Origin of the sequence: Paenibacillus sp. FSL F4-0236 (assembly GCF_038000135.1) — a bacterium.
Lineage (GTDB): Bacteria > Bacillota > Bacilli > Paenibacillales > Paenibacillaceae > Paenibacillus_AQ.
The window spans coordinates 4,072,294-4,096,727 of sequence record NZ_JBBOBK010000001.1 but is presented as its reverse complement, the minus strand read 5'-3'; the positions used below and the strand labels follow the sequence as shown (position 1 = coordinate 4,096,727).

Annotated in this window: 26 protein-coding genes and 1 pseudogene; 22 read left to right on the top strand and 5 right to left on the bottom strand. The window is 40.6% G+C overall.

All coding sequences use genetic code 11. The features are described 5' to 3' along the window. The first annotated feature begins 6 nt into the window (after window positions 1-6). From NSQ29_RS18580 to NSQ29_RS18555, 6 genes are all read left to right on the top strand, one after another. Window positions 7-501, top strand: coding sequence for a DedA family protein (locus NSQ29_RS18580; RefSeq protein WP_341125811.1), 495 nt, complete (start codon window positions 7-9; stop codon window positions 499-501). A 48-nt stretch (window positions 502-549) separates the two neighbouring features. Beyond that, window positions 550-1,566, top strand: coding sequence for an AI-2E family transporter (locus tag NSQ29_RS18575; RefSeq protein ID WP_042186385.1), 1,017 nt, complete (start codon window positions 550-552; stop codon window positions 1,564-1,566). A gap of 201 nt (window positions 1,567-1,767) precedes the next feature. Beyond that, window positions 1,768-1,986, top strand: a complete 219-nt coding sequence (locus NSQ29_RS18570) for a spore coat associated protein CotJA (protein ID WP_042186387.1) — start codon at window positions 1,768-1,770, stop codon at window positions 1,984-1,986. A 3-nt stretch (window positions 1,987-1,989) separates the two neighbouring features. Further along, window positions 1,990-2,256 (top strand): spore coat protein CotJB, encoded by a 267-nt coding sequence (locus NSQ29_RS18565; RefSeq protein ID WP_042186389.1) that lies wholly within the window; start codon window positions 1,990-1,992, stop codon window positions 2,254-2,256. 50 nt (window positions 2,257-2,306) lie between these two features. Next, entirely contained in the window at window positions 2,307-2,876 is a 570-nt protein-coding gene (locus NSQ29_RS18560) for a manganese catalase family protein (protein ID WP_042186391.1), read from the top strand. A 155-nt stretch (window positions 2,877-3,031) separates the two neighbouring features. Further along, on the top strand, window positions 3,032-4,471 hold the full coding sequence (locus tag NSQ29_RS18555; protein ID WP_341125810.1) for an amino acid permease: 1,440 nt from the start codon (window positions 3,032-3,034) through the stop codon (window positions 4,469-4,471). Here NSQ29_RS18555 and NSQ29_RS18550 read toward each other — a convergent pair. Both NSQ29_RS18550 and NSQ29_RS18545 read right to left on the bottom strand, forming a co-directional pair. After that, window positions 4,468-5,100, bottom strand: coding sequence for a LysE family transporter (locus NSQ29_RS18550; protein ID WP_341053314.1), 633 nt, complete (start codon window positions 5,098-5,100; stop codon window positions 4,468-4,470). The two genes, NSQ29_RS18555 and NSQ29_RS18550, sit on opposite strands and share 4 nt — an antisense overlap. A 235-nt stretch (window positions 5,101-5,335) precedes the next feature. Next, window positions 5,336-5,851 (bottom strand): DUF3231 family protein, encoded by a 516-nt coding sequence (locus NSQ29_RS18545; protein ID WP_076284173.1) that lies wholly within the window; start codon window positions 5,849-5,851, stop codon window positions 5,336-5,338. A 209-nt stretch (window positions 5,852-6,060) separates the two neighbouring features. Here NSQ29_RS18545 and NSQ29_RS18540 point away from each other — a divergent pair, with 209 nt between their 5' ends. The 4 genes from NSQ29_RS18540 to NSQ29_RS18525 all read left to right on the top strand — a co-directional run bounded on the left by NSQ29_RS18540 (window position 6,061) and on the right by NSQ29_RS18525 (window position 11,619). Further along, the gene (locus tag NSQ29_RS18540) at window positions 6,061-6,423 is read left to right on the top strand and encodes an MmcQ/YjbR family DNA-binding protein (protein WP_340968357.1); all 363 of its coding nucleotides are present in this window, start codon (window positions 6,061-6,063) and stop codon (window positions 6,421-6,423) included. Next, window positions 6,420-7,799 (top strand): MATE family efflux transporter, encoded by a 1,380-nt coding sequence (locus NSQ29_RS18535; protein ID WP_339269901.1) that lies wholly within the window; start codon window positions 6,420-6,422, stop codon window positions 7,797-7,799. The genes NSQ29_RS18540 and NSQ29_RS18535 overlap by 4 nt, the downstream gene beginning before the upstream one ends. Window positions 7,800-8,028: 229 nt before the next feature. Then, window positions 8,029-9,831, top strand: a complete 1,803-nt coding sequence (locus NSQ29_RS18530) for an ABC transporter ATP-binding protein (protein ID WP_339801999.1) — start codon at window positions 8,029-8,031, stop codon at window positions 9,829-9,831. Window positions 9,832-9,903: 72 nt separating this feature from the next. Further along, window positions 9,904-11,619, top strand: a complete 1,716-nt coding sequence (locus tag NSQ29_RS18525; protein ID WP_341125809.1) for an ABC transporter ATP-binding protein — start codon at window positions 9,904-9,906, stop codon at window positions 11,617-11,619. Window positions 11,620-11,754: 135 nt separating this feature from the next. Here NSQ29_RS18525 and pgmB read toward each other — a convergent pair whose 3' ends face one another. Then, on the bottom strand, window positions 11,755-12,438 hold the full coding sequence (pgmB, locus tag NSQ29_RS18520) for a beta-phosphoglucomutase (RefSeq protein WP_341125808.1): 684 nt from the start codon (window positions 12,436-12,438) through the stop codon (window positions 11,755-11,757). A gap of 19 nt (window positions 12,439-12,457) precedes the next feature. After that, window positions 12,458-14,746: a glycoside hydrolase family 65 protein gene (locus NSQ29_RS18515; RefSeq protein WP_341125807.1), complete on the bottom strand. Its 2,289-nt coding sequence runs from the start codon at window positions 14,744-14,746 to the stop codon at window positions 12,458-12,460. A gap of 111 nt (window positions 14,747-14,857) precedes the next feature. Between NSQ29_RS18515 and NSQ29_RS18510 the strand changes: the two genes are divergently transcribed. From NSQ29_RS18510 to NSQ29_RS18485, 6 genes are all read left to right on the top strand, one after another. After that, entirely contained in the window at window positions 14,858-15,607 is a 750-nt protein-coding gene (locus tag NSQ29_RS18510; RefSeq protein WP_341125806.1) for an AraC family transcriptional regulator, read from the top strand. A gap of 159 nt (window positions 15,608-15,766) precedes the next feature. Then, window positions 15,767-15,904, top strand: a complete 138-nt coding sequence (locus NSQ29_RS18505; RefSeq protein ID WP_076301039.1) for an AraC family transcriptional regulator — start codon at window positions 15,767-15,769, stop codon at window positions 15,902-15,904. Beyond that, window positions 15,885-16,142, top strand: a complete 258-nt coding sequence (locus NSQ29_RS18500; RefSeq protein ID WP_341125805.1) for a hypothetical protein — start codon at window positions 15,885-15,887, stop codon at window positions 16,140-16,142. Before NSQ29_RS18505 ends, NSQ29_RS18500 begins: the two co-directional genes overlap by 20 nt. Further along, a complete protein-coding gene (locus tag NSQ29_RS18495; RefSeq protein ID WP_341125804.1) occupies window positions 16,129-16,632 on the top strand; it encodes a hypothetical protein in 504 nt (167 codons plus the stop codon). Before NSQ29_RS18500 ends, NSQ29_RS18495 begins: the two co-directional genes overlap by 14 nt. A gap of 538 nt (window positions 16,633-17,170) precedes the next feature. Further along, window positions 17,171-17,491, top strand: a complete 321-nt coding sequence (locus NSQ29_RS18490; RefSeq protein ID WP_076284414.1) for a hypothetical protein — start codon at window positions 17,171-17,173, stop codon at window positions 17,489-17,491. Between the two features lie 17 nt (window positions 17,492-17,508). Further along, on the top strand, window positions 17,509-17,760 hold the full coding sequence (locus NSQ29_RS18485) for a hypothetical protein (protein ID WP_076284165.1): 252 nt from the start codon (window positions 17,509-17,511) through the stop codon (window positions 17,758-17,760). Window positions 17,761-18,234: 474 nt separating this feature from the next. Here the strand turns inward: NSQ29_RS18485 and NSQ29_RS31580 are convergent. Continuing rightward, a pseudogene (locus tag NSQ29_RS31580) lies at window positions 18,235-18,478 on the bottom strand (transposase); the annotation flags it as partial. A gap of 418 nt (window positions 18,479-18,896) precedes the next feature. On the opposite strand from NSQ29_RS31580, the gene NSQ29_RS18475 reads away from it, so the two are divergent. The 6 genes from NSQ29_RS18475 to NSQ29_RS18450 all read left to right on the top strand — a co-directional run bounded on the left by NSQ29_RS18475 (window position 18,897) and on the right by NSQ29_RS18450 (window position 24,340). After that, on the top strand, window positions 18,897-20,963 hold the full coding sequence (locus NSQ29_RS18475; protein WP_341125802.1) for a hypothetical protein: 2,067 nt from the start codon (window positions 18,897-18,899) through the stop codon (window positions 20,961-20,963). 16 nt (window positions 20,964-20,979) lie between these two features. Then, on the top strand, window positions 20,980-21,225 hold the full coding sequence (locus tag NSQ29_RS18470) for a hypothetical protein (RefSeq protein WP_076287045.1): 246 nt from the start codon (window positions 20,980-20,982) through the stop codon (window positions 21,223-21,225). Between the two features lie 621 nt (window positions 21,226-21,846). Next, the gene (locus NSQ29_RS18465; protein ID WP_341125801.1) at window positions 21,847-22,380 is read left to right on the top strand and encodes a hypothetical protein; all 534 of its coding nucleotides are present in this window, start codon (window positions 21,847-21,849) and stop codon (window positions 22,378-22,380) included. An 11-nt stretch (window positions 22,381-22,391) separates the two neighbouring features. Next, window positions 22,392-22,991, top strand: coding sequence for a pentapeptide repeat-containing protein (locus tag NSQ29_RS18460; RefSeq protein ID WP_341125800.1), 600 nt, complete (start codon window positions 22,392-22,394; stop codon window positions 22,989-22,991). 192 nt (window positions 22,992-23,183) lie between these two features. Then, the gene (locus NSQ29_RS18455) at window positions 23,184-23,894 is read left to right on the top strand and encodes an EndoU domain-containing protein (RefSeq protein WP_341125799.1); all 711 of its coding nucleotides are present in this window, start codon (window positions 23,184-23,186) and stop codon (window positions 23,892-23,894) included. Window positions 23,895-23,923: 29 nt separating this feature from the next. After that, entirely contained in the window at window positions 23,924-24,340 is a 417-nt protein-coding gene (locus NSQ29_RS18450; RefSeq protein WP_340889548.1) for a hypothetical protein, read from the top strand. The last annotated feature ends 94 nt before the right edge of the window (window positions 24,341-24,434 follow it).

Below are 24,434 nucleotides of genomic sequence, written 5' to 3'. Positions count from 1 at the left end.
ACACCCATGCCTTGGATTATTGAGATCATTTCGCAGTACGGATATTTAGCCATATTTGCCCTTATGGCACTTGGGATTATCGGACTTCCTATACCGGATGAGGTATTAATGCTGTTTGTGGGCTATTTATCCTCCGTTATGGTTTTGGATTTTTCACTTTCGGTATTGGTTTGTTTCATGGGATCTATCACAGGAATGCTTATCAGCTATACCATTGGTTTAAGACTAGGGCAACCTGTGGTAGAAAAATTCGGCAAGTGGGTTGGCCTTACACCCAAGCGTTTTGCCAGTATGAAAAGATGGTTTTTGCGGTTCGGCAACTGGGCGATTTTCATTGCCTATTTCATTCCCGGTTTGAGGCATGTATCAAGCTATATCTCTGGAATCAGTGCTATGTCTTTCAAAAAATATATACTCATAACGACTGCAGGAGCGCTAACCTGGTCACTCCTTTTTGTTTCCATCGGCTTTTTTGTGGGGGCTAAGTTTTCCTTTTTATAGCCAGTGGATGATCAGCAATATTAATCGCAATCGAATGGAGCAAGATTTATGAATGTATTGAAGCGATTCTACGCGAATATAACCACCAGGCGTTTTTTTATTCTCGCACTTATCGGGTTGCTGCTGTTCAGTATTCGAGGGATGCTTAATCTGGTGTTGCTGACGTTTTTGATTGCTTTTGTCATGAACAGCTTTCAGACATTGCTTAGTAAACGAATTGGTAAATTTATGAAGGTTAACAGTAAGGTGATTATTGTCATTTTATACCTCGCTTTAATCGCAGTGATTGTACTGGCCCTTGCTAAATATCTCCCTAAAGTATTGGAACAGATTAAGCAATTAACCATCTTCCTTACCAATCTCAAACCAGAAGATCTCCCGCAGAACAAGATTACATTGTATTTGTATGATATGCTCAGGGACCTTAACTATCAGTCCTACATCAAAAGAGGCATCGATTATGTGTTGAAGGTTAGCAACTGGGGTGCGACTTTCGTTATATCGACCATTCTAAGTTTTGTGTTTATTCTGGAGAAGAACCGGGTTGTCAGTTTCACTTCTAGAATGAGAGAGAGCCGAATTGCCTGGTTTTATATAGATCTGGAGTATTTCAGCCGAAAATTCATCGTTTCCTTTGGGAAAGTAATTGAAGCGCAAATTCTCATTGCCTTGTTCAACACCTGTCTTACCATTATTGGCTTGTGGCTGCTTAACTTCCCATATTTATTTGCCTTATCGATCTTGATTTTTCTGCTCAGTCTCATTCCGGTGGTTGGTTTTTTGATTTCGCTCATTCCGCTCCTAATCATCGGCTACAACATCGGCGGTCTGACAACAGTCACTTATGTGCTGGCGATTATTGCGGTATTACATTTTATCGAAGGCTATTTCTTGAATCCCAAGTTGATGTCCACAAAAATGAATTTGCCGATGTTCTACACCTTTATCGTGTTGTTGTTTTCTGAGCATTATATAGGTGTCTGGGGACTTCTTCTTGGCATTCCCATCTTTGTTTTTATGTTGGATATCCTTGAGATTACCCACGAAGATTCGTCAAAAAAGTGAAGTCTAGATCTTAATATTCAATAAGATCCAAGTTATAAGCTGTTTTCGGCACTTTTCCGAAGGCAGCTTATTTGTTGTGCAATTGTATGACAATCTTGCTCCAGTGCTTTTTTTATAAATAACGTTTTATAATGTGTCCTGCTGTCATAAGTTAGCTAAGGGAGTAATAAACAAGGAACAGGAACAAAGGAGGTACGAAAAATGGAATCACAGCTACGGAGGTATACCCCGTTTAGGGGCCCGTTTGATCCTTGCCCACCGGTACCATTCAAGACATATGTAGTTCCACCGAATCAGTTCATTAACTTTCAGCCACCCGATCTTCCGCAGTTTAGTTTACAGGAAGCTTTGAAGTATGGCACGCTCTGGCCAGCACTGTTCAGCCCGTATGAATCTAAGTGCAAAGGAGGAGGAAAGTAGACTATGGAGGCAAACCCTTGCGATCAACGATATTATGAAATGCTTGAACAGCTGCAGACTCTTGATTTTGCCTTGGTGGAGTTAAACTTATATCTGAACACTCATCCAGATGATTTAAGAAGTATTGAACAATTTAATCAGCTGACTCAGGAACGTACCAAGCTAGCGAATCAATTTCAGGAATTATATGGTCCGCTGCAGAATTTTGGTCGCGCTTATTCGAAATGTCCGTGGGAATGGAATCAGGCTCCTTGGCCTTGGCAGGTGTAAGAAGTGTGTACTGTAAGGAACTAAGTTTCTAGAGGAGGGGAAGTTCCCGAATGTGGATATATGAGAAGAAGCTGCAATATCCGGTACGGGTCGGTAAATGTGATATCCGGATGGCGCGTTATTTAAGTGAGCAATACGGAGGAGCCGACGGTGAGCTCGCCGCAGCCCTGCGCTATATGAATCAAAGATACACGATTCCGGATAAAGTTATTGGCGTTTTGAACGATATTTCTACAGAAGAATTCGCCCACCTCGAAATGATTGCCACGATGATCTACAAGCTGACAAAGGATGCGTCGGTATGCGAATTAGAGGAAGCTGGATTAGGACCGCATTTTGCAGCACATGATCATGCCTTGTTCTACAATAATGCCTCAGGCGTACCGTTTACAACAGCTTATATTCAAGCTAAGGGTGACCCGCTGGCAGATTTGTATGAGGACATTGCAGCGGAGGAAAAAGCTCGGGCTACATACCAGTGGCTGATTGATATGACGGATGATGTGGATCTGCAGGATAGCCTTAAGTTCCTGCGGGAGCGGGAAATTATTCATGCGATTCGGTTTAAAGAAGCCGTCCAGATTATTATTGATGACCGGAATCAGAAGCGGGTATTCTGAGGGATACTAAAAAAGAGTAAAGCGACCAATAGGTCACTTTACTCTTTTTAAATTTATACGTCTGCATGTAGTTAAGAGTATAAGGACAGCCTATTGGAGTGTGAGTAAAATCCAGAAGGTGAGCTTATATCTTCTTTACAAAAGGACTGAATTCTTTGAACCAAGCTTCTACTAATTCAAAAAGTGAAAAGAAATTGAAATGGTGGCAGTTAAGCTTATTAGGCGTTGCAGGTACAATTGGAACCGGGTATTTCTTAGGTTCAGGCTTAGCGATTTCTATAGGCGGGCCTGCAGTACTGATCGCTTACATCTTGGCTGCTATTGGAACGTATATAGTATTTGATGCTCTTTCACGCATGTCAGCAGAGCAACCAGAGCAAGGATCTTTTCGTTCCTATGCAAAAAAAGCGTTTGGCAGCTGGGCGGGTTTCTGCAGTGGCTGGGTTTATTGGTTCTCGGAGTTGTTAATCATGGGTAGTCAACTATCTGCTTTATCTATTTTTTCGCGCTTTTGGTTCCCAGCGGTACCTATGTGGATTTTTGCTGCTGGGTTTGCTTTATTGGGCCTTGTCATTGTCTTTTTTGGGAATAAGGGGTTTGACCGGGTTGAGAATGTGTTGGCTGTAATAAAAATAGCTGCTATTCTCATGTTCTTAATCATTGCAGCTTCTCTATTGGTTGGTTGGATAGGCGGAGGGAAGTATACACCGAAGATTCCATTAAACTACTCCGCGCTATTTCCTAAAGGAGGGGTGGGGTTGTGGTCTGCCTTTCTGTTCGCTTTTTATGCTTACGGAGGGATTGAGGTACTCGGAATTATGTCCAATAGACTACAAAAGCCGGAGGATGCACCAAAGGCAGGAAAGGTTATGCTGATCGCCTTGGTTATTGTATACATCTTGTCTATTGGTCTAGCTGTAATCATGGTGCCGTTTAGTGCGTTTAACTCGAAAGAAAGTCCGTTTGTTCTAGCGCTAAGTAGTGATCATTTGGCTTTCGTGCCTCATTTATTTAACGGAGTGTTGATTGTCGCTGGATTCTCTACAATGACTGCTTCACTCTACGCTGTAACTTCAATGATGATTACCCTGGCTCAAGAGGGAGATGCGCCGAAGTTATTTTCTCGGAAGTGGAAGGATAAATATCCTTTTTATGCCCTTACTTTGATCACCGTTGGGATTACGGCGGCAGTGGTGATGTCACTATTGTTACCAGGAAAAGTGTATGAGTATATCACTACTGCGGCCGGTTTAATGCTGCTGTATAATTGGTCGTTTATCCTGCTGTCTTCTGGAAAACTGTTAAAAGGAAGTCGGTTTAGCACGATTAAACGTTGGCTTGGATTGCTACTCATTGGGCTCGCGGTCACAGGTACTCTTTTTCATTCACTCAGCCGCCCAGGGTTATATATTAGTCTGTTGCTTGTCACACTGATCGCCGTTTGTGATTGGATCGTGATACGTGTTCGTAAGAAACGTACAGTTGATACGGATAAGGAACCGAGTAAAGGAAACTTATTGTTAGAAATTCAGGGAATAATAGATTACTCAAAGGGTCTGACAAAAATCATTCGACCCAAAAAAAACAAAACTTAATGAAAAAACAATAACTGAGCGGCTTGTACACCAAAATAAAGCCCAAAGCCAACAAGCGAAAGGCCTGACAGCACGGAAATCGATTTTAAAACACCGGTTGTCAGGACTTTTCGAAACATGCTTGAAGCAGCAGCCATAGATACATCCCAAATCAAAATCCCGAGTACAATAGCTCCGCTATAAATCAACAACTGCTGCATTGGATACTCCATGGCCGCTTTGGCTAAAATGGAACCGTATATCCCTAGCCAAAATAATATAGAAAGCGGATTGAATAAAGACATCAGTAAACCGGACCAATAAGACTTCGTTAAGGATGAATCACTGCTTCTCATACCGGGTTCTGAAAGCACTCCAGCATTTTTTATGCTCTCTATACCCGTATACACCAGCACAAAGAAACCAAATAACCACAAGAATGCCTTAATAAAAGGGGATTCGAGCAGATGGATTACCCCAAAGTAAACTAATAACATGAAAATGATATCTGCACTTATGGCTCCAAGCCCCACTACCCAAGCATGCCAGAAGCCCTTACGAATTCCATTATCCAGTTGAGCGGCATTAATAGGGCCAATAGGTGCGGATAGCGAAAGACCAAGAAAAATATATCCTATGAAAGTATTGATAGCATTCCCTCCTCTCTAATGTTTGTGTGTAGTACTAGCCTATTCAAAAGAAACATTTTGTAGGACAACCAAAAAAGGCCTCCGATTTATCGAAGGTCTTTTCAGGGTATAATCAAATCATGAGAAATGGCTTTATTCACTGTGTTGTAGTAGCTGTTTCAATGATTCCAATCGCATAGCTGTAAAATAGAAGCTCCGCCCCAACAACGGAGCGGAGTTAAACACTTTTTAAGACTTATTCAGACTCTGGTCTTTTTACCTGAAGTGGTGGAGGAATTAACCAGCCTTTTTTCTTGCTCAAATTGAGAATTTTAACGCCTATTGCTGCTTTAGTTAGGTGATATTTTGCAAATAATGCACCGATATCTTCTCTGATAGAAAGACCCATAACCTGGCTACAAGCTACCAATCCTGTAGCAGTGTCAGCAGCAATTTTAGCAGCAATCTCGGGATCTGTGAATCGTGCACCTACAGGAATATCTTCAAGCTTGGCTTCGGGTCTATTCGGCATCGCTGGTACGGAAGCAATCCCGTTATCTGCCAGCAGCGTATCACACTCACTAACTTCAAGCTCAGCTTGATCAATTAATGCGCCTAATACTTTTTTGAGATCATTGTCACCGGCATGATATAAGTAAGCTCGGTAACACGAAAGGGCGCCCTTTGCTACCATCGAAGCTTGCCATACACTAAAGATCTCTCCATAATGCATCGGTTCATCCTTGGGGTTGCCACCTAAAATTCCTGTCATAAGAAAGCTCCTTTATATTTAAATTTAAACGTATGTAGTATGCCCATAAAGGTTCAGATATTGCGGTCGTCTGCTTCAAAAAAATATGAGTTATCCCAAAGCTGAAAAAATTATACAGAAACCTGCTCAGCTGAACAAAATGATATAATTAAGAAACGTGGTTAATGGCAGAAATGATCAGATCTTTGATCAGAAAAGGAGAGAGAGAGTTGAAGAATAACATCATCGAATATTGTTTGAAAAAGAAAGGGGCGACTCAGGAGCATCCGTTTGGGCCTACTCCATTGGTCATCAAAGTGGCTGATAAAATGTTCGCACTTATTTTTGAGGAAACAGGGAGGGTTGTTCGCTTAAATCTAAAATGTGACCCGATCATTGCGGAGAACTTAAGAGAGCAACATGATTGCGTTCGACCGGGATTTCATATGAACAAAAAGCACTGGAATTCAATCATGATCGATGGTTCCTTGCCAGCGTCGGATGTCTTTGACATGATAGACCATTCCTACGATATGGTTGTCAAAAAGCTTCCTAAAAGCCTCCGTGAAGCTATATTGGAAATGAATAAATGAATAATCAAATGAAGGATCGTTTTGCCAACCAAAGTATACCCAAGCTTATTTTCTTATTGGCTATTCCTGCCGTTATAGCTCAGCTAATCAATGCCATGTACAGTGTAGTTGACCGGATGTTTCTTGGAAGAATGGAGGAGGGGGGAACGCTTGCCTTATCCGCTATAGGGATATCTTTTCCGATTATTATGTTGATTTCAGCATTTGCAGCTCTAATCGGAGCTGGTGGGGCACCCCTAGCTTCCATAAAGATGGGCGAAGGAGAACATAAAAAAGCAGAAGAATTACTGGGAAGTTGTTTTACTATGCTGCTGATGGCATCCATAATCCTAACCGCTTTGTTTCTTATCTTTAAGTCGCCATTCTTAACGTTATTCGGGGCGAGTCACGATACATTGCCGCTAGCCGACGATTTTTTAAGCATTTACCTTCTAGGAACTGTGGCTGTGCTCATTTCTTTAGGATTGAATCCGTTCATTGCAGCACAAGGATACGCCAAAACAGCCATGCTCACGGTATGTATTGGAGCGGTTGTGAATATCGTCCTTGACGCCATTTTTATTTTTGAGATGAATATGGGCATTAAGGGTGCAGCGTTGGCAACTGTAATTGCCCAATTTATTTCGGCTATTTGGGTATTAGGGTTCTTAATCTCTAAACGAGCTCATCTGCGCTTGCGTCTATCGAATATGCGCATTAAACCTAAAGAAGCGGCAAGTGTACTTGCATTGGGGCTTTCTCCGTTTATTATGATGTCGACCGAAAGTTTAATTCAAATTGTATTTAACACGTCCTTAGCTAAATTTGGAGGCGATATGTACGTTGCTGCCATGGGGATTATGGGCACGCTGATGCAAATATTTGGGACGTTGTTATCTGGTTTTGCACAAGGGGCACAGCCTATTATTAGCTATAATTATGGAGCTCGCGATTTCGCACGTGTAAAATCTACCATTTTATATTGCAGTGTTTTTTGCGCAGCTTTCGGATTGTCGATGTGGGGCGTGGCCATTTTTGTTCCGAAGCTGCCCATTATCATTTTTACCAATAATCCTGAGCTTGTGGCTCTGACCGCTAGATTAATGAAGATATTTTTCCTTGGCACTTGTATTTTTGGTATTCAATTAGCGTTTCAACAAGTATTTATTGCTTTGGGACAAGCACGAGTTTCTATTTTTATCGCGATCTTGCGTAAGATTATCTTGCTTATTCCATTAGTACTTTTGCTCCCGACATTTATTAGCCCGAAAACAGATGCAGTGATTATTGCTGAGCCTATTGCTGATTTTTGTGCGGCACTGACTTGCTGTGTTTTATTTGGACTCACTATAAAGAAGCTTTTTAAAGATAGGTCTGATAAAGTCGGAATACTGTGAGGATGCCCGCAATGGCGAATAGAAGTCGGTGTTCTGAGGATGAAACTAAAGATTAAGGTTCTTGCTAGCTTCGGCTAGCAAGAACCTTTTTATTTGTGATGCATGAATTCACTCGTTAATCCACCTAAAATAATACTGTTTATACTAATTTATTCATACTGTTTCCAAATAATAGTATTGATAAAATGTAATCAAGAAACATTTTAAATACTAAGGGGAACTTTATGTAATGAGAACAAAATCATTAACCTCCACTTGGACCAGCATTCGCTATGTCCTCTCCACATCATGGATTAACAGTAGACGTTCCATTATTTATTACTCTACTGTAACGCTTCTTTTAGCTGTGCAGCCCTTCCTTTTAATCCTATTCCCAAAATTTATTATAGATGAACTGACGGGACAGCAAAGACCTCAACATTTTATCTTCCTAATTTCACTGATGTTTTTAATACTGACTATCACTAGCTATTTTACAGGATATCTACAAAATTTGGGTTTAACTCAATTAATGAAAGTTGTATTTAAACAGATCCACGCCCACACTGCACAAAATATGAATGTTGATTTCAAAAATACAGAAGATCCCGGTTATCTTAATCAGATGGAGCAGGCCAAGCGTTCTCTACAAAGTGTGCAGAATGGGTTTCAGGGATTTTTTCATACATTTTTTTCATGTCTGGCTGGATTTCTTGCTTTTGCGGGCTATATCACTGTAATTGGAGGATTAAATTTTGCTGTTATTGTTTTTCTAATTGTAAGTATTGGGTGTTCTTATGTGTTTTCCCTACGTGCTAAACGTTATGAGTATGAACATGAACAACAACTTTCGGAATTGGAGAGGAAGAGAAAGTATTATTCGGATATTATGCAAGACTTTACTTTTGGTAAGGAAATTCGGATTAATTCCTTTAACAATACATTGGTCTCCCTATACCATTCAAGTGTTCAAAATAGACAGAAAATTCAGTCCTCAATCAGCAGCTCTTATTTTCAAAGTGAAATATTAGATATTTTGATCCGGTTATTCCGTGAGGGGATTGTATATGGTTATTTGGCGTATCTTTACCTTCATCAGAGGATAACTATAGGTGATTTTGTGATGTACACAACTGCTGTCGCTGGATTTTCTGGCGTTCTTCAGGGATTTATGAAAGATTTAGCCCATCTGCGCACACAGAATTTATACATAGAGGAACTCCGTAACTTTTTAGAGATACCGCAAGATAAGCAGGGGGAAGGAGGTATGCATACACTCCCAACTGGCCCTTATTCGATAGAATTTAAAGAAGTTTCCTTTACTTATCCTGGTACTAGCCAGCCTGTGTTTAATAAAATATCCTTCATCATCCCTCCACATCAACGACTTGCTATTGTGGGTCATAATGGTGCTGGCAAGACAACGCTTATCAAATTGTTATGCAGGTTGTATGAACCCGATGGTGGAGAGATTACGCTGAATGGAATCAATATCAAACATTTTGCTAAAACGGATTACTGGAGATTATTTTCTACGGTATTTCAAGAAATTCGCGTACTCGCTTTCTCATTAGCAGAGAATATTTCTCTAAAAGAACATAGAGAGTCTGACGCTTTAAGAATTCATGACAGTCTTGAAAAAGCGGGACTAAGCGAAAAAGTCGCCTCATTGAAATCAGGTATTCTCACCCCAATGCAAAAGTTTTTAGATGATCAAGGCGTTGAGTTCTCTGGAGGGGAGAATCAAAGAATGATGTTGGCAAGGGCGCTTTATAAGAATGGAGATTTGATTATTTTGGATGAGCCGACTGCAGCAGTTGATGCAATTGCAGAATTCAATCTGTATACAAGATTTAATGAAATGATCGGAGAGAGAACAGCATTATATATTTCCCATCGCTTGTCCAGCACACGGTTCTGTGATCAGATACTGTATATGGAGCAAGGAGAAATTGCCGAAGCGGGTTCTCACAGTGAATTAATGAAACAAAATGGAAGATACAATCAAATGTATCAGATTCAAGCACAATATTATAAAGGGAGTGAATCCTAGCTGATGAATCCATTCCCTGCACTGAAAAAGGATTGGAATGTGACCCTTTACTTTTGCAAGTTAGTACATACCATGTCTAAATCGTACATTCCGCTAATGGTGGTTTCTTCATTATGCAGTGCAATCTTCCCGTTTATAAACATCATTCTTCCCAAATATTTGATTGATGAAATGATGGGAGCCGGCCGCGAAATGTATATTATCCTCTGGATAGGAATTTTGGTGGCAGGTAATGCTGTCTTGGGGCTGCTCCAAAGTTATCTTAATAAACAAATTGAACTGTTTAATTTAGTGGTCATGGATAGTTTAGAGCTACATATTGGAAATCATATTATGGACCTGGATTATGAGAGTTTAGAGAATTCCAAAGTGCTAGATCTTAAAGAACAGGCGCTTGCTCCCATAAGACAGCAGGATGTTATACGTAAAATGTTGGATAGTATGAAGACTTTACTGCAAACAATGCTCTCCCTTTTGGGGCTAACGGCCTTAATCTTTACGCTAAACATTGGAATCATCGTGCTGATTATTGGGATGATTGCACTTAATACCTTTATCTTTAAAAAGTCGCAACAAGCTCAATTCAATTTTCATAAATTATTAGCTCCTCTGAATCGGAAATTTGGTTATTATTCTAAACTGGCCGTTGATTTTTCCATGGCTAAAGATGTCCGTTTGTTTGGGATGGCTCCTTATTTACTGAATAAAGTGGATGCATATCATAATGAAAGCGTTCGTGGTTTTGGAGGGCTTTACGAAAAAGTAGGGAGATATAAGGGACTGGCTAGTGCTAATCTTCAATTGCAAATGGTCATTATCTACGCCTACATGGTTGTGAAAGTAGTTACGGGGAAAATTCAAATTAGTGGTTTTGTTATGTATATCTCCGCCGCCAATAGCTTTTCTACGCAAGTGTCTCTGGGAATGAATGCTTATGTTGATTTTCGCCAAATGTGTAAGTACATTGAGGTGTTTAGAGAATTTGAAAGTCTAAGTCCAACAATGAAAAGCGGAGAAGAGCGTCTTGAGAAACTCATGAATGTTGAGATTGAATTTTGTAATGTGTCTTTTAAATATGCGGGAAGTGAGACCTATTCATTGAAAAATGTGTCAATGACCATAAAAAATGGAGAGAAATTAGCCATAGTAGGTCAAAATGGCGCGGGTAAAACGACTTTTATTAAACTGCTTTGCCGATTGTATGAACCTGATCAAGGAGAGATTCTTCTGAATGGAAGATCTATTCAAGATTATCGATACGATGAATATATGAAAATCTTAGGTGTTGTGTTTCAGGATTATAAATTATTTTCATTTTCTATCAAAGACAACTTATGCGCGAAGGATAGCGAAACATCGGATAAGGAAATGGAAGAAGTGCTTAATCAAGTAGGAGTGGGAGCAAAAATGAAATATTTAGAAAGAGGACTAGATACACAGGTGTTTAAAATCTTTGATGATAGAGGCACAGACTTTTCGGGTGGTGAAAGTCAGAAGATAGCAATTGCTAGGGCTATACTCAAAAAGTCACCTATTCTTATTCTGGATGAGCCTACAGCTGCGTTGGACCCTTATGCGGAGTTTGAGATGTACAACAACTTTAATCTTTTGGCAGCAAATCATACTGTTATTTATATCTCACATCGTTTATCTGCTTGTAAATTCTGCGATAAAATCGCACTTTTTAACAATGGTGAATTGCGCGAATACGGTCCACATGATCAATTGTTGAAAGACAAACAAGAGTATAGTTCGATGTGGAAAGCGCAAGCACAATATTATCAATAGGTTATTGATGATCGAAATCAGAAGCGGCTGTTCTGAAAAGCATATTTCAAACAAAAGCCGGCAAGCTTTCCTTAGGAGCTTGCCGGCTTAGTTCGTGACTTACATATATTGAGACTGGGATACCCAATTATTTAGTTACTCTATTCTTATTACCGAATTGCTGGTTAGCTCGGAGTAGTTAAGTTCAGCAGTGTGGTTCAAGTTCATATCAGCGATGGACAAGCTCTCCTGTAAGGAGATATATACAGCGAACATACCGGCCGCTTTGATCGCTTCTACCCCGGCGACTGCGTCTTCGACCCCGACGCAAAATTGCGGATCTACATCAAGCGCATCGGCGGCGGTCAGGAACACTTCCGGGTCTGGTTTGTTGCGGGCAAGCTTGGCTGCATCTACAATAACTCCGAAGTCATTCTCCATACCTAGAAGGCGGATAACTGTAAAGGCATTTTTGCTAGCGGAGGCAATGCCAGTCTTCACTCCGTGGTCCTTCAGCTCGGCGAGCAATTCAGAAATGCCAGGCAGCACATCGGCCGGGGTTACCTGCTGAATGAGCTGCTGATAAAACTCATTTTTGCGGGCCGCCATCTCCTCCATCTCTTCGGGAGAGTAAGTGTGCGGAATTGCTGCTTGTCCAAGCAGCAATTCCAGTGAAGCTATGCGTGATACACCTTTCAGATTCTCATTGAACTCTCGGGTGAACGGAAGTCCCAGTTCTTTCGCGATCATGCCCCAAGCCTGATAATGATATTCTGCGGTATCGGTAATAACGCCGTCTAGATCAAAGATTACGGCTTGAATTTGAGATGTTGCATTCATTGTGTTTCGCTCCTTATGATTAGGCTTGCAGCGCCTGAGTTACCGGCTTCTCGTTGCCCAGAGTTACCGATTGGCCGTAGAGCGTAAGTTCAAGGGCTTCACCCTCTAGCAATTCAAGCTCCACACCTTCCTCGCGAATGGTTACAGCAATGAGGCGGCCGCGGAAGGTGAGGCGGAAGTTATATTTCTGCCAGCCCGCAGGTAGGGACGGAGCGAGTGACAGGCCATTTTCCTTGAGACGTGTTCCGGCAAAACCGTACACAATGGCCATCCACGTTCCACCCATATTGGCGAGATGTAATCCGTCTTTAGTGTTTCCGTGCGTATTGTCGAGATCGAGCCGCGCCGTCTCGATAAAATAGTTATACGCTTTGTCCTTATACCCGATCTTCGAAGCCATAATGCTGAATATGCAAGAGGACAAGGAGGAATCATGGGTAGTGATTTGTTCATAATAATCGTACGATTTGCGAATAGTTTCTTGTGACTGCTCATCTTCCAGTAAGTAATGAGCGAGTACAGTATCGGCTTGCTTGCAGACCTGATAACGGTACAGCGTGAGTGGATGGTAATGCAGCAACAATGGATGTTTCTCTGGTGGTGTATTCTCGAAATCCCAGACCGCTTTGCGTAAAAAAGTATCATCCTGCGGATTAATGCCCAGCTTCTCGTCGTAAGGAAGCAGTATAGCATTCGCCGCCTTCAGCCAGCTGTCTGCTTCTGGTCCAGTTACATGCAGGCGCACACACAAAGCTTGGAATGCAGCCTCGTCATATTCTTGAAGCCGCGCAAAACTGCGTGCGGCCCATTTTAAATTATGTTTGGCCATTACATTGGTGTAATAGTTGTTGTTCACAAGACATGTGTATTCGTCCGGTCCAGTCACTTCATCGATGTGAAACTTACCTTCGTAGTAATGACCGATCTCCATCCAAAGCCGTGCTGTCTCAAATAGCACCTCGGCGCCGTATTGGAGCAAGAAGGTGTCATCTTCTTCCGCTAGATGGTATTGGATATAGCTGTAGGCTACATCGGCGCTGATATGATATTGAGCTGTGCCGGAGGGGAAGAAGGAGGAACATTCCGTACCTGAAATCGTTCGCCATGGGAACAATGCACCTTGGGCGTGGCCCATCTCTTTAGCACGTTCCCTTGCCTCCTCCAGCTTGGAATACCGGTACAATAGGAGCTGCCGGGCCAAGTCAGGCGAAGTCATCAGGAACACAGGGAACATATAAATCTCCGTGTCCCAGAAATAATGGCCTTCGTACCCTTCACCGGATAAGCCTTTAGCGGAGATGTTGCTATGCGCGTCTCGTCCGGCTGATTGCAGCAGCTGATAAAGGTTGAAACGTATACCTTCCTGAAGCGACAAGTCGTTCTCAATGACTACATCGGAACGCTTCCAGAAGTCAGCCAAATAATGCTCCTGCTGTTCCAGCATATCTTCAAAGGAGAGGTGCTTCAATGATTCCTGTACCTGAATACCGGTATCTACAAGCATTTGTTCATGTCGTAGTGTATCGGTATAGACATTCCATTTGGTCAGCGATAGTGGCCCAGACAAGGAGGCGGTTGCCGTCACTGTAGCGTCGGTTTCTCCAGCCTGAGTTTCAACCTGCCAGTCACCTTCCCATTCATTCCGGGTAACACAGGAGGTCCGCAGGGCCGAAGCCATTGTCTCGTTCTCCAGGCATACATATTCACCCCGAGCTTCGCAAGATACTACGCTCAGGCGTTTGGAATGTCCTGCAGCTACACGCGGGTCATTCGGGTTAGTATAGTTACTAACATCGCCATTTACACGAGAGACAACCCGGATTGGACCGGTGAAATTGACAGGCTCAACAGTCAGATGAATGGCAAAGAGTTCACGGGTAGTGAAAGAAACGAGTCTACGGAAATGCAGCTTGAGTTCTTTACCGGAGGGGGATTTCCAGTGGATTTTACGCTCCGAGTATCCCTTGTCCAGATGGAGTTTACGCTCATAGGCGAGGACATTCTCTGCTGTAAGTGCAAATGGCTCCATATCTTCGCCTATATAAATATTTATCCCTTGGGAATCTATAATATTAACCAGTTTTTGCTGGGTACCTGGAAAGGCGAATAGCTTCTCCCCATAGGGAATGTCAATCACATCGTGAAAGGCGTTCAAATATGTTCCGCGGATACTGCGGATTTCTTTATCGGAATACCCTTCTTCAAAATTGCCACGCACGCCCAAATATCCATTCCCCAGCGCAAAAATACTTTCCAAATTCAGTAGGGTATCTGCCGACAATCCCTGATTGGCAATGCTCCAGCTCATGCTTATGTTTCCTCCCTTGATGGTTATGAATTGAATTTTAAGTCCGAAAGAGCTAGAATTATACTAAATTATTTAGGATATTATCAAAATTTTTAGGTGAGGTTAACAAGTATGGGTCAACTTAAAGGACAACATAAACTGCCGGAATATTGGTCCACACGTTCTGTGGATCTGTCAGAGGGATTTGTCCATCCTCCGCTGGATTATGAACATGAGCTTTTGGAAGCTATCCGACTTGGTGACGAGAACCGGGCACTGGAAGCACTGCATAGAATTAACGCAATGGAAGCTGCTACGCTAGCCCGATATCCGCTGCGCTCCAAGAAAAACGCTATGATTGCATCCTGCACCTTGTTTACACGTGCGATTATCCGGGGTGGTGTTGACCCTGAGACCGCTTTTCAGCTGAGTGATACGTTCATCCGTTCGGTGGAAGCTACGACGGAGCTTGAGGCACTTCATCGATACGAATATGAAATGGTCCTGCAATTCATTACAGTGATGCGCCAGCAGAAGGAGAACCTTCACTATTCACATATTGTCAATTTATCCGTATATTTTATACGCGAGCATCTGTTTCAAGATTTGAACCTTAGCCTGATCTCCCGGCATGTTGGTGTGCATCCCAGTTATTTGTCCGACCGCTTCAAGCGTGAAACGGGTATGCCGCTCACGGAATTTATCAACCGGCGTAGAATTGAGGAATCGCAGTCGATCCTCATTCACACGAATCAGTCTATTTCCGAAATCGCTTTGATGTTTAAATTTTGCAGCCAAAGTTACTATACACAGTTATTTAAAAAATACACTGGCTTGACCCCCAAGCAGTTTCGTCGGGACGGTGGCGCAATTACGAAATGAGAGAAATTGAATCATTAACGATCCCTAAAATTTGCTGTCCATGCTCCCTGGTTGGGTAATGGATAGCTCTTTTTACGTTTCAGCTTCAATAGCCAAACTCGCCTTTGTCCGCTATAAATGAGATTATAAATCCACTAAATAAGTAAGAGAGACGATCAGATGGCCATTTATTTGGAATTCCCACGACTGGATAAAGCCTTTCCTTACCGCTGTATTGAGAACGATGGCAGTATATTAACTACACCACATTGGCATAAGGAAATGGAAATTATCTGGATTGTTAAAGGGAAAGCTTGAAAATAAACGTTTTAAGGCTCTTCCAAATGGTTTGACGCTTAGAATGAAAAGGGGACCAAACGGTTGGAGTGTCCCATATTACGATGTAAGGGATATTTTTGCAGACATTCAAAATTCATTTAGGAATAATCCTGAAATAATGCGGATTAATAGAGAACAAGGGTATGCTAAAGTAAACGATATGTTGATAGAAGAAATAGCTAATAAAATTGGAGGAATCTATAGTGTTTTCAAATAATGATGAAATCGGCCTAAAAAGAGATTTATACGAACAATCAAAACCTGGGATGATCGATACTTCATCGCTAAGCCCTAATTGGTTTACTTTTATTGATCATGAATGGGATGCACTACAAAAAGATTTCTTTGAAAAGCCTCTCGATGGTTTGTTAGTTGATCTAATCTTGATATTTAGAAAAGGGAATCCCAATTACATCAATTTAGGCAGTCTATTCGGCATTGAAAAAAAGAGAGTTGAAGACAAGAAAAAGATTATCTACAGTGTTAATCAGGTGAATCGGAAGGGAAATGACATTACTAATGTTACAATGTTTCTTGATCCTGATATCCATAAAATCACAGAGATTTATATATATGTACAAGTATTACCTCAAATGAATGAACTCAAATGTAGATTAGAGGAGAGTTATTCTGATTTACTTGTTAATGTTAGCAATGAGTTTGTGGTTATTGATAATGATTTTAAATTAATAATTAAAAGTGATTAAGTAAAAATAAATCACAATGCGAGCTAACCACTGTGTTGTGATTATTTTTTTATTAACAGATACATAGGAGGTTATAAAATAACCCGTTATCAAAGATATGGGCATTTGTTATTCAAGATCCCACCCAGTGCCGAAGGAACCCATTATTCAACCGGTAACACACTTAACCTATGTAATACCCGTATAGAGATTTAGTCATTTCCTTTGTACGCACATCAACTCTTGAATTTTATAACTTAAATAATGCAATAGCGTTACGTCTAGCAGGTTGATTATGGTCAGATACCACCATAGTTAACCTGTTTTTTATTATGTTCGCTTTCTTGCGGTTACTTCAAATTTATCGCAATTGTAGATTAACCTGCAGCGATTGATTAAAAAGAACGGAGGGTCAAGCAAAACCCGAGGATTCTAAAAATGCCTTTTATAAATCGATAGACAGTTTTAAAGAGATTGGACGGGTAAAGTTCAGACAGGTGGGAAATCTGATATTTTTGACCCGGATGAATATTTAAGAAATCTTGATAAAGCCGATGAAATGTACGATACTTTTAGGAGTTCAACCACGGATGTAGCATCAATAACAAGAAATACTGGTATGAAGGATAGTAGGGTTCAGAGAATAAAGGAGCATTTGTTTATCAAAGAACATATAAAAGACCATGGTGTTGGGCGCTTTGATGCTGATTATGATATTGCTCAAGCTTGGGAACGACTACAAAAAGGGACGTACAATCAAAGTGATATAGATTTACTAAATCATGAATTGTTTGAGTCGAGATTCGAAGGAATCTTCAAAACAAATTATAGGACAGCACATGATAAAACTTTAGAATCAGGTCGTCCGTGGAATCCATAATAAGGAGGAGACATATATTGGCTTCATTCGTTTTGTTACTTAAGGAAATGGAAGATGAGGAAAAGGTTATTTATAAATTTGGTCCGAATGAGATTGTTATGGGGAGAATTGAATTAAATAAAATAACAAGGAAGTTTGCCGAATTAGACCCGATTCCTGACCCGAACATTTCAACGAAATTTTATTTCGATAGAGCAGCACAAAAGTTATCAGTTTGTTTCATTAGGGAAAATGGACATTTCCCCGATAGAACTACATTTGAATCTTAATGTTAATGAAAACCTTGATTGGCTTCGTGCGTTTCAAGGTTTTTTTCATTGGTGGGACTACCCAGTGCCGAATGAACTTATCATCCACCCAATAACACAAATAACCCATGTAATACCTGTTTGAAGATTTCTCCCTTTCGGTTGTACGCACATAAGATGCTTTAATTTTATAACTTAATAACGCTATTCCGTTGCAATGAACAGGTTGATTATGGTCAGATATCACCATGATTGACCTGTTTTTTATTATGTTCGCTTTCGTACCTTTAAAGAAGGATAGTACGACAACTATAGCAAAGGTGAAAGCAAAGAATAGGACTTTGTCCGCAACTTAATGGACACGTGTAACGATGATTACGATGCAGAAAAGAAGTCTGGTGACGACCAGTCAACATATACAGGTAAGGTAACTAATTTGTTCTTCGATCACGTTTTGTGCGATGGATGCTTTTTAACGACAAGAGGCTCAAACTACCATAGACAGTCTCGAGGGATAACGATTTCCTGCTCTCCATACTCACTGACTACCGTTTTCCGACTCTTTCCGTGGAGACTGTTTGGTGTGAGCTTCGCCCTGACTTCATGCTTGCCATAGCCCAAATGAGTATCCATTTCGGCTTCTAACATCTCCTGAATCGTTTCGGTAAAATAGATCCTTTAAGGCATTCTGCTCATTTTTTGCAGAAACCAAATTACTCTCCTTGATAAACTCCCGCAATTGTTGTTTTGTCCAAAGTCACATGTGTTTCCCCAACCCTTCAATTATTTTCATTTTAAGTACTTCGAAGAATTTCTAACAATGTTAATTGAATAATATAAAGTATCAGATACAAGAATCAATCCTATGGGGGCTATAACAGAACGCTATAGCGTTCAGTTAAACAGGTTGATTATAGGGAGCTACCACAATAATCAACCTGTTTTTGTGCTGTCTACTTATTCTTATAGCAGTAATTAGAATTAAAAAAATTAAAAGAAAGGATTTAAAGTAAAATAATGGGAAGTTAAGCCGATATATTGGTTAGGTGTGCGCTCCAAATACTTAAGTTTTTAAAAATGAAGTAGTACATAAAGACCTGTGGGGTCGAAGAAAGTAGTGCATTGGATGGTCTAAGTGTAAGAACTGGAGGTCATAAATGGCATTGGACAAAATGGTATTTAAAGAAGATGAAGTCGAACGCCTGCAGACAAAAATCAGACAGGTAAGCCAAGATACCAACCGGCTGTACTTGCAGCTGAGAGGTCAGACCAATAACTGGGGTGGTATTCCGCTAGGTTCAGATTTGATACGAGCTCAGACGCTTATCAATGAACTGACGGTAGAAGCTGAAAAGCTTGAAGATATTATTCGTCTTGCACTAAAAGGTGTTCAAGGCGCACAGGATGAGAACAAGAGGCAGGCTAATCAACTTTTCCAGCAGTTTAGCACTCTTGGAAGGATGTTCGGAAAACTTGGGGGAGGCAGTGCAAGTGGGCAGTTTCCGATCCCAACGTATGCCCAGAAGATGGTCACGAAACTGATCACCTCGGTTGCTGCTCTAATGGGACGGGATGAGTTGAATAGCGATCCTTTGGTGCAGAAACTCCAAACAACGGTTAAGAATTCCGAACTGGGAACGATCGACTCTATTGCAGCCCATAGCAAGCTGAAGGATATCTACCAGGCACGGGATCAAATTGCAAAAGCGCAGACCGCATATAAAGTCTATCAAGCGTTTGGAAACAAGGCTCAAATGGACGCAATGCATAAGCTGGCGGAAGACGCACGCCAAAATCTGAAATATCTAGGCATAGACGACGTCCATTACCAAGCAGGTAAGGATCTAAGTGGGTATTTCAAGAAACCAGCGGTTAAGGCGTGTGATTATGATCCGTCAATTACTACCAGCAGCGTACCATTAGTTCAGAATGAATCGTATCTGCTGATGCTCCGAATGGCGATGGAACCAGGAGATCAGGGAGCCTGGGCTAAGCGCCAACTCGTAGGGGAACGACTGAATATTCCGCCGATGGAGCTTCCAGATGGGACACCGATTACCGCATATAACAATGAAAATGAGATAACACTCAACTATTTTAATGCGCATGTATTAAAACCTAACGAGACCAATTCGTTATCGGCATATTATTTGTGGTTGGAATCAACCTACGGAATGACAGAATGGCGGAAAAAAGTGGTACAAGCGGATGCGGTTACGCGGGCATTTGTAGGATCTCTTATCGAGGAAACCGTTATGGGTGTTGTGGATACGGTGACGTTTACATTCCATTTTGTCATAGACCCGGAGAAGACGACACAGGAAATGGCAGATACAGCATCTTATCTCATGCAACATCCAGAAGTATTGGCAGAAGCAGCGAAGAAGATGTATCATAACTTTAATGAGGGAACGCCGGAGGAAAAGGCTTCCATGCTGGGTGCAGCGGCTTCTGTATTGGTACCGGGGCTATCTGTGACTAAGGGTACAAAGGTAGGAAAAGTGGCCGATGGGGTACAAGATTTTGCCACTAAAGCGATGGAAGGCGTGAAAGACCTTAATAAAGTCCTTCAGAATTCCGGACACTTGGCTGAACTCCCGAAATTCAAGCCATTTTTAAGCACGCCAGAAGGTGTGCCTTTCAGTGTAGGAAAGATCCCCCTGGATTCGAATCCACTGCCTAAAACATTTGTGCAGGAGCATTATATAAATGAGATGAATGGGTTTAGGGATGTGAAAGGTGGTAAGATTGAGGGGACGGGACATCCTAATGGAACTCCAAACCCTACACATAATGCTAATGGAGATAGAATTGATAATGTTGATGTTCCAAAAGTAAAAGAACCTTCTTCTGTCTCTGAGTTTATGAGGCAGGAGGATTTGGCGTTTGATATGTATGGGGCATTTAAAAAACTAAAAAATGATACGAGCGACATTACTAGGAATACAGGTTGGAAGGAATCTGATATTCAACAAATTAAGGATCATTTGTTATTTGAAAAGCACAAATTTGATAGTGGAGAAATTAAATCATTTGATCCGAACTATCAACAGGCTTTGGCCTGGGAACGATTAATGAAAGGTAATTATAACAAAAACGATATTTTATTTCTCAATCATGAATTATTTGAATCCAAATATATGAAAAAATATGGGGTAACTTATGAAAAAGCACATGCAGAAGCGCAAAAGAAGTATAATTGGTCAGATAGCGTATATGAATGATTAGGGAGGTGGAATTTTGGCTACTTATGTTCTGTTAGTTAAGGAAGAAGAGACTAAAGATTTTGTAGTGTATAAATTTGGTCCTGATGAAGATTCATTAGGGAAGATAAAGCTAAGTAAATCAGATGGGGAATGTGAGGAAATCGAAAATGTTCCGGGTTCAACTACAAATTTCTATTATTTACGTGCAGCTTCAAAATTAATTAGAATCTTAAAAGAGAGTAACGGTGTTTTTCCAGATAGAACGTCCTATGCTTCTTAAGAATCTGTAGATAACTTGCATAAGCTCCTTTACAACCCTAACAACAAGATCGTACAATACAACCAACAAACCAAACACTAAACAATTCAAACACTTGATAAACTTTCAAAAGCTCTTTCCAACTTGAATCAAGACTAGGAATGAGCTTTTTTTGCATGTCCAAAATCAAAGGATGAAGAAACGAATGGAAAAACATGAACAGTTTGATAGGTATAACTTAATTTAACTAAAGCATTACATAAACAGGTCGATTATGGTCAGATACCACCATGATTGACCTGTTTTTTGTTATTTTCGCTCTCTTGCGGTTTTTTCACATTTACTCGTAAATGTAGATTACTCTGTAGCGGTAGTGAGGGGGAGAAAGACAGAATCACACCTTTCAAGATGGATAGCACGACAACTATAGTAATGTTGTTATGCAAAGAGTAGCACTTTGTCCGTAACATAACGGACACTTGCAACGATGATGACGGTGCAGGAAAGAAATCTGGTGGCAACGAGTCAACATATACAGGTAAGGTAACTAATTACAATTCCGAGGACTTGACTGAATTCCCGAAATTCAAGCCGTTTTTAAGCACGCCAGAAGGTGTGCCTTTCAGTGTAGGGAAGATCCCCATGGATTCGAACCCACTGCCCAAAACATTTGTGCAGGAGCATTATTTAAATGAGATGAATGGGTTTGGGGATGCCAAAGGTGGTAAGATTGAGGGGACGGGTAAAGGTCAGTTAGGGTACACAGGAGGAAGAACTCAAAAGGAACTGGACGATTTAGCAGGCGACCCTTCACATGGTGGTGAGATTAGGGATCAAGGTTTGAAAGAAAGAGAGATAGGAATAGATTTGGAACAACAAGGTAAACTAGGGAAAATAGTACGTGACCCACAAGGAAATGGTGGAACGGAATTTATTGATACAACAAATAACGTTAAATGGGACGTTAAAAGTTTCGTATCTTATCCAAATGGTCATACTTCACCCAAAAAAGGCGCATTCACAGTAAATAACGGGATGAAGGCAATTAATAAAGAACTAGATAAAAGTTACAATGTAATTCTGGATAAAAGAGACATGATTCCTGAACATGTTGAACAGTTAAAAGAGGCAATAGAGAAAGCTGGAATATCAGATAGGATTATTTGGTATCCATAGGAGGGTTAGGTATGACAACTGATATAAAAGAAATTATGATTCGATTAGAATCACACCGTCTTTGGATCGAAACTATTGGAGAACAAGGCGAGAAACTAGGTATAGATGAAATTGATTTGCGAAATGTAGATATGTCACAATATCCATTAGACCAAGCATATATTACAGCTTGTATCTTTGATGGAATGAACTTAAATCACAAAGATTTCTCTTCATCTTTACTAAGTTCATCAACTTTTATATCTACAAATTTAGAAGGGGCAGACTTTTGTAAATCTAATGTCTCGTATGTGAACTTCACAAATGCCAATGTAAAAGCTGCTAGACTTGCTGATAGTGAATGTATTGAGACGGTGTTTGTTCAAGCTGATTTATCAGATGCTAATTTAGTAGCTGGTCTTTTTGATGAGACGGATTTTCGCAATGCAATATTATTTAATGCTGATGTGCGGTTAGCTACGTTTGAAAGAGTATTGCTAAAAGGAGCTAAATTAACTGGGGTTTGTGGGCTAGAAGAGGCTTTTATAAAAAGCATCAATATTGGGACGCCAGAACAACCCAATATTCTAGCAGGTGAAGAAGCTAGAAAATGGTTAGAAGATAATAAGTAGACCCTTTACATCAGTAAGAAAGTAGGTCGTATAATACAACCAACAAACCAAACACTTGATAAACTTTCAAAGCTCTTTCCAACTTGTTTTATGAGTAGGAATGAGCTTTTTTTGCATGCCCAATCTTAGGGGACGGGTAAGATTGATGACATTCCACCTGCCTTCAAGCAAAATGAATTTTCCAGTGCATATGTGGTCGATGGGGTACAAGATTTTGCCACTAAAGCGATGGAAGGGGTGAAGGACCTTAATAAAGTCCTTCAGAATTCCGGTCACTTGGCTGAACTCCCGAAATTCAAGCCATTTTTAAGCACGCCAGAAGGTGTGCCTTTCAGTGTAGGGAAGATTCCCCTGGATTCAAATCCACTGCCCAAAACATTTGTGCAGGAGCACTATATAAATGAGATGAATGGGTTTGGGGATGTGAAAGGTGGTAAGATTGAGGGGACGGGTAATGTTCGTTCTTCTGTAATTAGTTCAGAAATGGAAAAGAAAATATTAGATGGGCAAAGAAAACTTCCTACGAAGAATGAGTTGATCGGTGGCCATTCTCCGCAAATCAATAATGTAAATCCTAATTATGCAGTTCAAGAAATAACAGTTAATGCAGATGGAACAAGAAAAGTTAAGTTTACTACTCAATTTCCTGATGGTAACTTATCTAATATTAAAACGAGTACTTTATTCCCGGATTCATGGAGTGATTCGCAAATTATTAATGGTATAAAAGATACTGGTAATACAGCATCCATTGGAGTTCGTGCCTCGGATGGTGCAACTCTTCATAGAGGAACTGTTAATGGTGTTCAAGTTGAAGTTATTAAAATAGGTGACAATGTTGTATCTGGCTATCCAACAGGTGGGGGAGCTACACAACTTCTAAGTGGTTTTACAGCACCTTAACTTGTAATCTGATCCAAAGGAGTTTTTTAATGTTTACAGAATTTGATGACTATCTTTCAGGATATTTCTCAGATGATTATTGGTATGATGAAGGTTTTTCAATTGCACAGGCGATGCTGTTAAAATTCTCCCCACGGGATTGGGAAGAATTATCAAACGGAGTGTTAAATAAGCCAATAGAGTGGCAAAGAAAGTTAGCATATTGTTTGCATAATGAATCTAGCATGGATGAATTGAATATGTTGTTGAAACTGCTAAGTACTGAAGATGAAGAGTTATTCGAAATATGTATTGATGCATTAAGAAGTTTTACTAGTACTGAAAGTAAAAAACGGATATTAAAAAATCCTTCAATTCTACAGAGGATTTATGAGTTAATCCCCAATTCAGGGGACGCGACAAAAAAAGTATTTGAAGCTTTTCTGGAGAAGATACAAAGCCGATGACGATATTATTGGTGGGGGCTACCCAGTGACGAAAGAATCCATTATTTAATCAATAACACATTTAACCCATGTAATACCCGTATAAAGATTTCAC

Bases quoted from the DNA above. Each gene is read 5' to 3' on its own strand.
- NSQ29_RS18535 (WP_339269901.1), top strand. From the start codon at position 6,420: ATGAATAATCAAATGAAGGATCGTTTTGCCAACCAAAGTATACCCAAG.
- NSQ29_RS18460 (WP_341125800.1), top strand. From the start codon at position 22,392: ATGACAACTGATATAAAAGAAATTATGATTCGATTAGAATCACACCGT.
- NSQ29_RS18515 (WP_341125807.1), bottom strand. From the start codon at position 14,746: ATGAGCTGGAGCATTGCCAATCAGGGATTGTCGGCAGATACCCTACTG.
- pgmB (WP_341125808.1), bottom strand. From the start codon at position 12,438: ATGAATGCAACATCTCAAATTCAAGCCGTAATCTTTGATCTAGACGGC.
- NSQ29_RS18580 (WP_341125811.1), top strand. From the start codon at position 7: ATGCCTTGGATTATTGAGATCATTTCGCAGTACGGATATTTAGCCATA.
- NSQ29_RS18525 (WP_341125809.1), top strand. From the start codon at position 9,904: ATGTCTAAATCGTACATTCCGCTAATGGTGGTTTCTTCATTATGCAGT.
- NSQ29_RS18560 (WP_042186391.1), top strand. From the start codon at position 2,307: ATGTGGATATATGAGAAGAAGCTGCAATATCCGGTACGGGTCGGTAAA.
- NSQ29_RS18575 (WP_042186385.1), top strand. From the start codon at position 550: ATGAATGTATTGAAGCGATTCTACGCGAATATAACCACCAGGCGTTTT.
- NSQ29_RS18505 (WP_076301039.1), top strand. From the start codon at position 15,767: ATGGCCATTTATTTGGAATTCCCACGACTGGATAAAGCCTTTCCTTAC.
- NSQ29_RS18570 (WP_042186387.1), top strand. From the start codon at position 1,768: ATGGAATCACAGCTACGGAGGTATACCCCGTTTAGGGGCCCGTTTGAT.
- NSQ29_RS18475 (WP_341125802.1), top strand. From the start codon at position 18,897: ATGGCATTGGACAAAATGGTATTTAAAGAAGATGAAGTCGAACGCCTG.
- NSQ29_RS18490 (WP_076284414.1), top strand. From the start codon at position 17,171: ATGTACGATACTTTTAGGAGTTCAACCACGGATGTAGCATCAATAACA.
- NSQ29_RS18510 (WP_341125806.1), top strand. From the start codon at position 14,858: ATGGGTCAACTTAAAGGACAACATAAACTGCCGGAATATTGGTCCACA.
- NSQ29_RS18450 (WP_340889548.1), top strand. From the start codon at position 23,924: ATGTTTACAGAATTTGATGACTATCTTTCAGGATATTTCTCAGATGAT.
- NSQ29_RS18465 (WP_341125801.1), top strand. From the start codon at position 21,847: ATGGATTCGAACCCACTGCCCAAAACATTTGTGCAGGAGCATTATTTA.
- NSQ29_RS18545 (WP_076284173.1), bottom strand. From the start codon at position 5,851: ATGACAGGAATTTTAGGTGGCAACCCCAAGGATGAACCGATGCATTAT.
- NSQ29_RS18530 (WP_339801999.1), top strand. From the start codon at position 8,029: ATGAGAACAAAATCATTAACCTCCACTTGGACCAGCATTCGCTATGTC.
- NSQ29_RS18565 (WP_042186389.1), top strand. From the start codon at position 1,990: ATGGAGGCAAACCCTTGCGATCAACGATATTATGAAATGCTTGAACAG.